Origin of the sequence: Pandoraea sp. NPDC090278, assembly GCF_044772185.1 — a bacterium.
GTDB lineage: Bacteria > Pseudomonadota > Gammaproteobacteria > Burkholderiales > Burkholderiaceae > Pandoraea.
On the sequence record NZ_JBIVYJ010000020.1, the window covers coordinates 1 to 11,080 of the forward strand.

Genomic DNA, 11,080 nt, shown 5'->3' on the forward strand with positions numbered 1-11,080 from the left:
GCATCTTGGCGGCCTCCGTCCATCGAAAGCCTTGCCAGGTGGCATCGGCTTTTTGTGCGCTCCCGACAATGACCTTACCGTCACGGCTAATGCCCAGGGCCCGAGACTGTGTGCCACTCAGTGTACCCAATGCTTCCAGTGCGTTGGTGCTCTGCGTCCAACGAAAGGCGTGCTCCTCGCCACCCGACGTAGAAGAAGTGCCAGCCACCACGTTGCCATCCCCGCTCACCGCGGTGGCTACCGACGAGGCATCTCCAGACAACACGCCCAACGACGTAAGCCCCGTGCCGCTTGTCCACCGAAAGGCTCGCGCATTGGAGGGCCCCACAAAATAATTCCAACCTACCACCACTGAGCCATCATCATTGGTAGCCGTAGCGGTTGAGTCTGCCGACCCGCCAAGATCCTGAAAACCGGAGGCCACCGTCCAACGGTATGCAAATTCGGTCCCGTCCGATCTACTGTAGGAACCAACAATCACTTGCCCGTCACCACTGACACCCCTGGCAAAGGTGTCGCCAGTTCCGGCCGGGAAGCCATCGAGAAACTGGATGCCATTGGTGGCAGTCCATCGAAACGCTTGAGCTCTTTGGTTTCCGTTCGCTGCAACGCCTACCACGATACTTCCATCAGAATTGGTTCCCCCTTGTTGGGGATTAATCGCCCTGCTGTCGACGCCCCCGAGATCTTGCTCGCCCCCCGAAGCCGTCCAGCGAAAGGTACGAAAACTCGTGCCTGAACCATTGATCCAGGTCACCACGCTGCCGTCATCGCTCACGCTGACTTTCCCCACACTCGTCCCCGTTCCGATACCCGTAATGCCAGAGCTTTGCGCTGCCGCGAGCACGGGAACGGCCAAACTGACACTCAGCGCACATGCGCTTAATCGGTGGCGGACCGTCAAACGTCGCTCGGAAGAGGGGCTGAGGGGGTAAGAAAGACGAAAACGCATGAGCAATTTGACGTGATGGAATGGACATCAGCAAAAAAACACACGTCGTCTAAAGAAAATCACCTCGAGGGTGATGGACGACGCGCCGCCGGGAAAAGATAGGCCGTACTACAAGACGCAGAAATCGAATGGTGTACCGAGGATGGAGAAGCCTCACAAATTCCTCCCCGGCGCGCACTTACGCAGACCACAAATGACTGACTGGCCGTGCCGCAGAACGCATTCGGCCCAAATAAACTCACGATTGCCAATGACTCATTCGCTTTATTCGGCACAACAAAAGACTTTCAGGGTAAAAGTAAATTTTCGCCATGGTGCCCTTGTTCGACTGATAGGCAGATAGAAATAAATCTAAATTTCGTGATGAGTTGTTGCCCCCCCTTCCGAAAACAGTCTCGCTGAAAAATAGATAATCCGGCATCTGACCCTGCCCCGCTTTCACGTACAGCAAGTCATGCAGCAACCGACGTGGCCTCGTAGTCGACACGTGTGAGAAAGTCGATTGAGATGTGCAAGCGTCGCCGATCGTAATAGTCCTCATCCAGTCGACGATATCCATGCGAGCCTGCGCTCGCGTTCCGTAGCGAACTTGATAAATTCTCTCGACTTTCAGGGTTTTGAAGAGGTTCTCCACTGGCGCGTTGTCCCACGCATTGGCACGGCGGCTCATCGAAATGGCGGCTTTGAATCTGGCAGCCAAATGCCGGTACGCCCGGCTTACCGCGGCATCCTCCTCAGCAGTCTAGGCAGATCCGACCAGAGCATCGCGATCTGGGTGAAGAACAGCACCGTTAAGAAATTTTTGACGCGTGGAAGCAGCAGCGGAGCGAAGCCGCCACGGCGGCACCGGAGACACAGACAGAGGACAGGCCAAGGGGTAAGAGGTCGCTGCCGTTTGCCCTGAGTTGGCCGAAGCCAATAGCGAAATTGCACGACTGGAAGCTATGGAAACCGCACACGCCGAAACCATCGATAAACAAGCGGCCAAACTCCGCGAGGTCGAACTGGCTCTAGCCGAGGCCCAGACGCAAGCCCGTCGGCCGCCCGAGTTAGAAAAATCACAGGACAACCTTCACTGCGAGCTAGACACCTCCCGCAGCGAAGCAACTGGCAAGGCCGTGGAAGCCGGCAGACTGGCCGAAGAAGCTGAGGCGCTACGCACTCAGGTGTGCAAGCTTATGGACGCGACCAAACCGCAGGCCAGGAAGTGATAAGTCATCGGCGTTTATCCACCCTTCAGTTCAGAAGGCTTGGACACGCATCATCTACGATTGAATGGCCTACGTCTGCCCACACGCCTAGGGCAACTTCCTGAATAAGCCTGCAAAGTGCGGCGATCTGCGCCTGGGCCAGCGTTAGGGTCGCGGATTGTTCTTCGACAAGGCGTATCTCAAGACTGACCATCTCTCCTGCATCGATGATGTGGATCTCGCGCACGAGAGCAGGCACCAATCCCAATGGGAACGACTTCGCTTCCTCATATGGCGCAGCAAAATCGGTCTGCTGCGCGCCCGCCTGTCGCTCGAAAACATGTCGAGCATCCGATGCCGCGAAAAAAATCCCGGGACCACTAAGCCACGAGCGAGCTCGCTGAACAAAGACACTAAGGCAAGCACGCGTAAGCCAGAATCGAAACTCCTCACATGCGTCTGTTTGCACTCGCAGTAAAACGCGATCCTCAATCTCTACGTATGCGACGTTTATCGCCTTGATACCCATTTTCAGCTCACAAAGAAGTCACAAGCCACCCCGGGTCCCAGTTCACATCCTGGTTCGTCATTGCTCGACGCTGGCGTGCCCATCAACCATTTGCACCACCTCCCGCGCAGCACCACAGCAGCTTGGTTGCAAAATAAATACTGTGCAAAATAACAGTGCCACGCGATACATTTCCGTCTATTCCTGACGACGGAGTCCGATCATGCAAGATCCACAATCTATCAAGTTCATCGTCGTGCCCTATCACAAATTCAAAGAGGGCATACGACCGGGCGACATGAGGCAAGCCACCACGGAGTTCGGCGCGGTGCGCATCGCGCAATCCATTGCATCGGAGTCAGTTATAGCAGGCGTCGCCGCATATGAGGTGCTGGTTGACAACGACACTGGGGCAATGAACTCCCCGCGTGTATTGTTCCAACATGGCAGCACTCCCGCATTAGACGAGTAATTTCCCCGCTCGAACCCGCCTTCGCATACAATCTTTGTGACTTCGGAGTCATGGCGCAGTCTGATCGTACATCTGGTTTGGGACCAGCAGGTCGTAGGTTCGAATCCTATCGCTCCGACCAAATGCGGGTGTAGCTCAATGGTAGAGCAGAAGCCTTCCAAGCTTATGACGAGGGTTCGATTCCCTTCACCCGCTCCAAGGAAGTGTGGCCGAGTGGTTTAAGGCACCGGTCTTGAAAACCGGCGACGGGCAACCGTCCGTGAGTTCGAATCTCACCGCTTCCGCCAATGCGGGACGTTAGCTCAGTTGGATGGAGCACCAGCCTTCGAAGCTGCCGGCCGCTGGTTCGAATCCAGCACGTTCCACTCTCCGGGCCTCTAGCTCATGGTGGTTAGAGCAGCGAACTCATAATTCGTTGGTGCCGCGTTCGACCCGCGGGAGGCCCACCACCCCGCCCGAGTGGTGAAATTTGGTAGACACTGCAGACTTAAAATCTGCTGCGCGGTCATACGCGCGTGCCGGTTCGAGCCCGGCCTCGGGCACCACCGTAGCCCTCGGCTAACCAACGCCTGCCCAGTCTTTTGTGGCTGCGCGGCGATATAGTGTGTGCCATCGGCCGGTCGCTGACATCGTGACATCGCGGTCGAATCTGTACAAAGCATGCCTCCCCCGGCGGGCAGCTTTTTTACTACAGTTCGCGAATTATCCGGCGCTTCAGTCCCGCTTCGAACAGCGTGGCACCGACGGATGTGAGAGTTGCAATGTCGTCGTCGCTAAGATCCGTCCAACTTTCCGCAAGCCAACTCGCAAATTCGGTCACAGCATCATCGGGATCGAGCGCCAAGTCGTCGATACACAGCCGCTCAAACATCTTCAGCACTTCCTCTGGTGTCATAGCCCCTTATATGGATGCCTCCTGGCGATAGGTAGTAACCCGCATCGTGTTGTGAAGAAGTCGGCTGCTGCCTTGTATCCGGCCTGGTGTGTGGCTCGATGGGTTGCCCCGCTCGGCCACTGGCCCCGATGTAATCCGCTGACAAGCACCTCATCTCCCGAACGGACTGTTGAAGTCCAAGAGCCTATTCAGGTTTAGCCTGCCCCGGTCTGACCTGTTTCACATCACTTCGCTTCGTGCTGCCTGTTCGCCTTCAAAGGCTCACCATATCCTTTTAAAGGTGATTGATGATTGGTTGCCGAGTCAGGCCTCAAGCGGCTTGGTGCTCTGGTAACCCCGTTGGTACCCCTGCTGCTTGTGCCACAATGACCACGTTCACGGGTCGCCGCACCTTGATCTGTTCAAGCCACGGTCCCGGCTCCTTGCCGTTCGTGAGTCCCGACCGCGCTCCGTGGATCAGCAATGTGCGCAAATACGTGTCTCCTCGCTTGGAGATGCCCAGCAGATTGACCTTGCCTCCTGTGCCGTGCTGCCTGGGCACCAGGCTCAGCCACGCGCAGAACTCTCGGGCGGACTTGAAGGCACGGGCCTCCCCCATCGTGGCGATCACTGCCGTCGCGGTAAGCAGACCCACGCCCGGAATTCAGCCACGCGCTTCATGTCAGCGTTGCCACGCAGACGCTGCGCCAGCCGTTATTCGATCGCCTTGATGTCAGCTTCGGTCTGCTGGATCCGTTGTGCCTGTTCTCGCAGGCTGTCAGCTACGTACTGCGGGATGTCCTTGGCCAACGATTCAAGCGCCGCCTCCATCTCGCCCAGCATGGCCCTTGTTCCCTTGGTGAAGATCGCGCCGAACTCATAGCGCAGGCCGCGCAAGGAGTTGATCTGCATGAGCTTCATCTTCATGAGCAGCTCTCTCTGGCGGTGCAGCGTCAGCGTCGCCTGCTGCTCCAACGTCTTCATGCCCACGAACTTCGTTCCAGGTTGCTGAATCGCCAGCCAGATCGCGTGCATCCGTCGCGTCGGTCTTGTGGCCGGAGACGAACGGCCGTACTGCCTTGGCGTGGATGAGTCGCACGCTGTGACCCAGCGCCTTGAACTTGCGTGCCCAGTGGTGCGCGCCGCCGCAGGCCTCAATGCCGATCAAGCAGGGCTGGCGATTGGCGAAATATTTGAGCGCCTTGGCACGCTTGATCCGCTCATTGATGAGCTCGCCGGTGTCCATATCCACCGTGTGGAGCTGGAACACGCGCTTGGCAATGTCCAGCCCAAAGACCTGCTGGCCGTTGATCAAACCGATAATTTGTCCAGCGCCCACGCCTGCGTTACGATTCATGTCGGACCCCCGATGGTGTTGGTGAAGACCTCGGTCTATCACACCCTGGGCACCTCGATGCCGTATCCATTCGAGGGTCCACCTTGCGCTCGCGGCAAGGCAACCCCACAAAACAGCAACGCTCTTCATCTCCATACTCCAATCCCAATCCCAATCCCCGTGGGGAGGCAGGCATCCATTACATCTCCCAAGCACGGTCTTTAAACAGTCTAGGCGACCGGGCGGAACGGACCAAGGGCATCTCCGCACAAATTAAAATAGCCGTACGTCGTAATACTGAAACCGGACGATGGTGATGCTCTCGTGAACCATGAGATTCCTGGGAAGCGTGTCAGAGAACGACACCGATGCACAAAGACTCGAACGTATTTGTGTGATGGATCCGGAATCCATGACGGTCCGAGTAAAGACCACGTGGCCCTTCCCTCACGCGCCGAACACCTTGTCCATGTCGGCCGCGCACCGGCGCTTTTCCGGGTGCAGGTATTTGGAGGTCGTCGCGATGCTGGCGTGCCCCATCAGCTGTTGCACCACTTCCAGTGCGGCGCCATGCTCGAGCGCGTGCGTGCCAAAGGTGTGTCGCAGCCAGTGCGGTGTGGCCTGTTCCAACGCGGCGAGCACTTGCGCCGCGATGCGATAGCCGCGCTCGATGACTTGCCGCAGTGCCGCAAGCGTGAGCGGCACGTGCAGTGAGGCTTGCAATGGCGGGCTCCACACTGACCCTTTGTCCGTTAGCTCGGTGCAGCGTAAATCGCCTACCGTCGCGCGCGCGAGCTCCCCCAAGCGCAGGCCGGTGGTGCGCTCCAGTTGCAGCGCGAACAGCGTGCGCCCGGCCGATGCGTCGTGAATGGCCGGCGGCCGCCAGTAGGCTTCGAGTGCGTCCCAGACGGCATCGAGCAGTACGCGCTCGACGTACATCGCACCGATCACCTCGCCACCGCCCGCACGCGGTTTGGGTATCAGCTCGAACGGATTGAGACGCGGATACTGCGCCTTCTCTAACCACGTGCACTGCCCTGCAGCACTGTCACCGACAGGCGTACGCTCGCCTCGTCCAATGGCTTCGAAAACGGCCGCCAGGCGCGGGTGAAGCGGGCAGTGCCGCGCGGCGCGATCCATTGTGCGGGCGGTGCCCTCAAAAATTCCCGATAGGCGGCGCAATCCTCCACCGTCAGGCCCGCGAGCGGCCGACGGCACACGAAGGCGAGCCAGTTCAGAAATCGTTCGGCGCGCTGCCGGTAAGATTGCACCGTGCCGACACTACGCCCGGCCTCCACTGCGGCGAACGCCACAGCGACGATCGGGCTACGTGAATCCCGTGAATATGAGATGCGAGAAGTCGCGTCACCGCCTGGCGACGTGATCGACGTCCGGCTAACTGGGGCAACAGGAGTGACAGGGTCAGTCGCAAAATCAGGCCAAACCAGAAATTCGAGCGGCGCCACGCCATCGACATGTACACGCGCGACGCCCTTGGCCTCGCCGCTCAGTTGCTGGCGCGGCGTGAGGGCGATGGTCGACAACGTGCACCCGAGCGGCTCGGCATGATCGGCCAGTCACTGCTGCAGACGCTTGGCCCCGGTCTCGCCCAAACCGCGCACTTTGGGGTACCAGCGTGGGCCCCGTTGCGTAATAACGTCACAGATCTGCCAACTGCACGATGCTCGCACGTTCGAAACGCCGAACAAGCGCCGGGAGAAACCGACCCGTGCAGTGATGATGCTACGCCGGCACCAACGCGAGCAGTGCCTACAGCGCGCGAAGTGCTGCAACCTGGCGGCGACGCAAGCGCTCATTGCGCTCGGCGCGCCAGTTGGGCTTGGCCTCGGGGTAGTGCTCGGCGAACAGCGCGAGCAGCTCGCGCTGGCTGTAGAAACCATCCGGGTCGTGCTCTTCGGCAAACGCTTCGAGGCTCAGGCGGTAGGTCGACGCCGCCGACGTCACTGCGGCGACATCCGCCGTACCACCGTCTGCCGGAGCACTTTCGCTCGTTCCACCGGCGGCGAGCCGTTTGGGCGGAATGGCCAGAAACCGGGCGGTGCTGTAGTCCTGCGCGCGACGGGCGCCGGCGATGAGTCGCTCCTGAATCCACACGAGCGTAGAGCGCGCCATGCACAGGTCGAGCCCCATCTCCATATACTGGTCCGCAAGCGTCTCGAGCGGCAGGCTTTCCGATAGCCGCGAAAGAACGCGAAGTGGTCGATACCACGTGTTCTCGCCGCTCCCACTCGGCGCGCGTGCGCGCCCGTCCTCGCGCGGCGCGTGATCCGCGCTCGTGCTTTGCGTCAGGCGTGTTGCCGCGCGGCGTTTCGACAACGGCCACGTCCTGCGGCTCAGTCGCGCACGGTGATGGCGGTAACAGTGGACTTTTTCGGTACGCCCATTCGCCCACCAGGCTACTCAGACCAGGCACGATCGCAGCACTAATGATGGCGACGCCCACATCATCCGCGCGCAATTCAGTGAGTCGGAGCACCATCAGTGGTCCAGCCTGCTAATCCATAACCATCCGCGCGGCCAGCCCCTCGAAAGCCCTATTTATGAACTGTTCCTCTACAACGGACATGCCCGGGCCGTTGCCTGATCGAGCCAAGCGATCACCCCACACATTTCATGGCACATGCACCATCAATGTTGTCCGCCCGCTTATTTCTCAATCAAAAAGCGGTTTCGATTTTTGACAGCCGAGATCCATTTGGGCGCGCGGCCTCGCCCGCTCCATTCCTCGCCCGTCGTGGGGTCCCGGTACTTGGCCGTCACCGGTGATGGGCGCCGACGCTTACGTCCAAACACGTCGGCCTCGGTGAGCCCGTACTCCGCGACTTTTTGGCGCACCTCGGCGATCACTGCGGCAAGCTCCTCTTCACGTGCAGCCGCCACTTCGTCTTCGAGCACCGCCAGTTGTTTGCGTAGCTCCTGGTAACTGGATTGTGTCATTAGTTTCCTCTTGTTGTGAAAAGTGGTTTGTTCGGCGCAAAGGCAAGCGCTTGCTCGGTCAGGCTCATGGCCGAGTGCAGCGCACAACGTTATGTCGCACCTGCCTCCCACGGATTGAGCAGCGGCACGCCGGTGGGCGTAAAATCTACCACGTTACGCGTGACGACGGTCATGCCGTGCGCCAGCGCTGTGGCCGCAATGAGTGCATTGCGCTCGCTGCGCCGGTCGAGCACGTGCAGCCGAGCGCAACGCAACGCAACGGCAGTGTCCACGCTCAGCGTTCTGGCAGCAAACTCGGGCAAGACCTGCTGCGTGAGCCAAGCGCGCAGCAAGGTGCCCTGGCCAGCGTCCTTACGCTCGATCGATAACACGCCGAGCTCAAGCTCAAGCAGCGTGATGGTGGACACGAACAAGTCGACCGCATCAACGCTTTGCGCCCACGCCGCCACTCCCGCATTGGCCTTGCCCGCCGCAATCTTGCGAAGTTCCGATACCACGTTGGTGTCGAGCACATACCTCATGAAAGATCCGGCGCATGCACCTTGATCGTCACGTGTGGCGGCTCGAACTCGAGATCGACGTGCGCGGGCATGGCGAGCGCTTGAGCGATATTGCGCCCCTGTTCGGTGAGCCGCTGATAGTCCTCGATACTTAATAGCACATGCGCCGGCCGACCACGGTCGGTGATAAAAACCGGGCCGCTGCGGGCCGCTTTTTTCGCACGCGTCACATCTTGGTTGAGCTCTCGGCTTGAGATGGTGGTGATGCTCATGGAACCCCTTGGGCAAAATCATCCATGTAGCTACGTTACTACATAAAATCAGCTCAAACAAGCCCGAGGTCTTAACCTGCGTCTATCACCGGGGTTTCATCAGACCCAAGCATTGTCTGACCGCCAAATGCGCGCCCTCGCTCCCACCGACCTCCCCCGTCCCCCAAGCCCAGTGTAAATTCTGACGCCGTTTGCCGATCAGCCTGAATTCAATCTCTAGATCATTCAAGCGCCGAAGCGGGCCGTCGTGGGTTCGCCAGCCTAGCTCCCATGCGTCACACAACGACGGCCCCAAACCTGGAGGACACGCAGTGATCGGCAGACCATCCCGCGCCGCCCGCTTGCCATCTCTCATATATGGTTGCGCTCGGGCGTCCTCGAAAGTGACCAACCAATACGATGCTTCGTCGCTACCTGCGAAGCCAGGGCAGACGCTCGAATCCATGCCCAGTTCGACCGCAAGTACGGCTTCGCCTTCAATGCTGTCCCAGTATGCCCCATCGGCCTTGGTGGCGATTTTCGGCGTGTATCTCATGGATGTGTCGACGGGTAGCTTTAGGCTACATGTAGCCTAAAGCTACCCGTCGAGCGGTGGACATTCGCAAATGGCGTTGTGCGCTCTCGATCATGGCGCTCAGTGGTAGTCAGCTTCGCGTTGATGACGCACCGCAAGGATGGTGACGTATCGCGAACACTCCTCCGCTTGCGCGTCACCCTCGATCTCGAAGAGCGCCACATAGCCAACCTCTCCAAACGAGATGACCTTGCGGCAGGTGAAGGGAAATTCCTGCAACAAGGCGGTGGCACGACGAATGCTCCCAAGCGCGTGCTCAGCCGCGTGCCAGTCCTGCTCGAGCAAGAAGCCAACCGCTTGAGGTCCTCGCGCGTGTAGCGCACACGAAAGCTCACGATGCGAACGCGCTGCCGAGGCTAGCCCGCGCGCGATGAATTCGTGCTGCGCACGCCTGCGCGCGCTGACCGCCGCCGCCAGTGAGCGGCTGTCCCGCCACGCCGCACAGCCGCTCACCTCGGCGATCCGAGGGCGCACGCACCGTACCTTCGCGCCCGCCGCTCGCTCGAAAGCGCGCGTGGCACGAACGAACGCTGCCAGTTGCAAATACACCTTACGGTCAATATAATTCGCATGCCGTTACAAACACTATCGACCGTAAAGCCATGCCCACAAAGACCCATGCAAAAACTGACCGAACCCGGATGGGCGACCAGCGTCGCGCCCGACTGGCCGCAGGCTGGAACGAACTTCGCCTCTGGGCTGCGTCTGATGCAGATGCCAACACCCTCAAGGCTTATGCCGAGGAACTCAAGATGAAATCGATTGAAAACAAGATGCGAGCCCATGCCGCCGAGCGCGGCCTCCCCCACGACGTGCTCGAGGGAACCTTGGCGGCCGTGCGCACCCAGGACTCGGACAAGTTCACCTCGCCCTCGGGTGCCACACTGGAGCTGATGAACGTGCTGCTGCGCGGGGGTGCCGTCAAAGAGACCAACATTGTCTACGAGCTGGCGGCGATCGCGCACCCGGGCAACGCGCGCGTCATCGCCGGCAAACTGCCGACGAAGGTGCGCGAGCAGTACCTGATGAACCGTCTGGACTATCGCGGTGGTCAGCGCGCCATCAACTGGGAAGCTGCGCATCCGACGTGGGCCGACGACGCAATCGTCGCGCTGCAAGACGGCAAGCTTGACGTGTGGGCCGACCAGGCGTTGGAAGATATCCGTGCGACTGATGCTTGATTCTCGGGCGACGTCTGGGCCGAAGATACAGCCGGTGCGTTTTCGCACAGGCATTTTTTTCTAAAGCCCCTGTCGACGCCGGAAAGGGATTCAGCTCCCCACGGATAGGAGTGTCTAAGGGCCTCAACATCGCCTTCTCCCGGTTGCTCAGGAACTGCAGATTGACGCCTAAGGATGCTGTTCAAAACTTCCAGAAGGCTGACCGGTCAGAGAAGTGTTCCCGAACGGTGAGAAGCCCATGAAGCAAAGCGACCTTGGCCTAG

12 protein-coding genes, 5 tRNA genes and 3 pseudogenes are annotated in these 11,080 nt (G+C 59.6%); 8 read left to right on the forward strand and 12 right to left on the reverse strand.

Annotation, left to right across the window (positions count from 1 at the left end; genetic code table 11):
• Both ACIQWO_RS26915 and ACIQWO_RS26920 read right to left on the reverse strand, forming a co-directional pair.
• A pseudogene (locus ACIQWO_RS26915) lies at window positions 1-778 on the reverse strand (autotransporter domain-containing protein); the annotation flags it as partial.
• Between the two features lie 626 nt (window positions 779-1,404).
• Window positions 1,405-1,670, reverse strand: a pseudogene (locus ACIQWO_RS26920) (integrase core domain-containing protein); the annotation flags it as partial.
• A 226-nt stretch (window positions 1,671-1,896) separates the two neighbouring features.
• Here ACIQWO_RS26920 and ACIQWO_RS26925 point away from each other — a divergent pair.
• On the forward strand, window positions 1,897-2,163 hold the full coding sequence (locus ACIQWO_RS26925) for a hypothetical protein (protein WP_402830760.1): 267 nt from the start codon (window positions 1,897-1,899) through the stop codon (window positions 2,161-2,163).
• Window positions 2,164-2,188: 25 nt separating this feature from the next.
• Here the strand turns inward: ACIQWO_RS26925 and ACIQWO_RS26930 are convergent, their stop codons facing one another.
• Entirely contained in the window at window positions 2,189-2,671 is a 483-nt protein-coding gene (locus tag ACIQWO_RS26930; RefSeq protein WP_402830762.1) for a hypothetical protein, read from the reverse strand.
• A gap of 202 nt (window positions 2,672-2,873) precedes the next feature.
• Between ACIQWO_RS26930 and ACIQWO_RS26935 the strand changes: the two genes are divergently transcribed.
• The 6 genes from ACIQWO_RS26935 (at window position 2,874) to ACIQWO_RS26960 (ending at window position 3,667) form a co-directional block, all read left to right on the forward strand.
• Window positions 2,874-3,122 carry a hypothetical protein gene (locus ACIQWO_RS26935; RefSeq protein WP_402830764.1) on the forward strand — a complete coding sequence of 83 codons (249 nt, stop codon included), beginning with the start codon at window positions 2,874-2,876 and terminating at the stop codon, window positions 3,120-3,122.
• 124 nt (window positions 3,123-3,246) lie between these two features.
• Window positions 3,247-3,320: transfer RNA gene (locus tag ACIQWO_RS26940), tRNA-Gly, on the forward strand.
• A 1-nt stretch (window position 3,321) separates the two neighbouring features.
• A tRNA-Ser gene (locus ACIQWO_RS26945) sits at window positions 3,322-3,409 on the forward strand.
• Window positions 3,410-3,413: 4 nt separating this feature from the next.
• Window positions 3,414-3,487 (forward strand) — tRNA-Arg (locus tag ACIQWO_RS26950).
• Between the two features lie 6 nt (window positions 3,488-3,493).
• Window positions 3,494-3,571: transfer RNA gene (locus tag ACIQWO_RS26955), tRNA-Ile, on the forward strand.
• A 4-nt stretch (window positions 3,572-3,575) separates the two neighbouring features.
• Window positions 3,576-3,667 (forward strand) — tRNA-Leu (locus tag ACIQWO_RS26960).
• A 143-nt stretch (window positions 3,668-3,810) separates the two neighbouring features.
• Here the strand turns inward: ACIQWO_RS26960 and ACIQWO_RS26965 are convergent.
• From ACIQWO_RS26965 to ACIQWO_RS27005, 9 genes and pseudogenes are all read right to left on the reverse strand, one after another.
• Window positions 3,811-4,017, reverse strand: coding sequence for a hypothetical protein (locus tag ACIQWO_RS26965; RefSeq protein ID WP_402830765.1), 207 nt, complete (start codon window positions 4,015-4,017; stop codon window positions 3,811-3,813).
• Between the two features lie 310 nt (window positions 4,018-4,327).
• Window positions 4,328-5,353, reverse strand: a pseudogene (locus ACIQWO_RS26970) (IS110 family transposase).
• Window positions 5,354-5,779: 426 nt separating this feature from the next.
• The gene (locus ACIQWO_RS26975) at window positions 5,780-6,271 is read right to left on the reverse strand and encodes a tyrosine-type recombinase/integrase (protein ID WP_402830767.1); all 492 of its coding nucleotides are present in this window, start codon (window positions 6,269-6,271) and stop codon (window positions 5,780-5,782) included.
• A gap of 80 nt (window positions 6,272-6,351) precedes the next feature.
• Entirely contained in the window at window positions 6,352-6,876 is a 525-nt protein-coding gene (locus tag ACIQWO_RS26980) for a hypothetical protein (protein WP_402830769.1), read from the reverse strand.
• Between the two features lie 226 nt (window positions 6,877-7,102).
• Window positions 7,103-7,465, reverse strand: coding sequence for a hypothetical protein (locus ACIQWO_RS26985; RefSeq protein WP_402830771.1), 363 nt, complete (start codon window positions 7,463-7,465; stop codon window positions 7,103-7,105).
• 534 nt (window positions 7,466-7,999) lie between these two features.
• A complete protein-coding gene (locus tag ACIQWO_RS26990; protein WP_402830772.1) occupies window positions 8,000-8,290 on the reverse strand; it encodes an H-NS family nucleoid-associated regulatory protein in 291 nt (96 codons plus the stop codon).
• A gap of 89 nt (window positions 8,291-8,379) precedes the next feature.
• Entirely contained in the window at window positions 8,380-8,811 is a 432-nt protein-coding gene (locus tag ACIQWO_RS26995; RefSeq protein WP_402830773.1) for a type II toxin-antitoxin system VapC family toxin, read from the reverse strand.
• Window positions 8,808-9,062: a type II toxin-antitoxin system Phd/YefM family antitoxin gene (locus ACIQWO_RS27000; protein ID WP_402830775.1), complete on the reverse strand. Its 255-nt coding sequence runs from the start codon at window positions 9,060-9,062 to the stop codon at window positions 8,808-8,810. The genes ACIQWO_RS26995 and ACIQWO_RS27000 overlap by 4 nt, the downstream gene beginning before the upstream one ends.
• Before the next feature lie 634 nt (window positions 9,063-9,696).
• Window positions 9,697-10,185, reverse strand: coding sequence for a hypothetical protein (locus tag ACIQWO_RS27005; protein WP_402830776.1), 489 nt, complete (start codon window positions 10,183-10,185; stop codon window positions 9,697-9,699).
• A gap of 53 nt (window positions 10,186-10,238) precedes the next feature.
• Between ACIQWO_RS27005 and ACIQWO_RS27010 the strand changes: the two genes are divergently transcribed.
• Window positions 10,239-10,817, forward strand: a complete 579-nt coding sequence (locus tag ACIQWO_RS27010; RefSeq protein WP_402830777.1) for a hypothetical protein — start codon at window positions 10,239-10,241, stop codon at window positions 10,815-10,817.
• Window positions 10,818-11,080 lie beyond the last annotated feature (263 nt).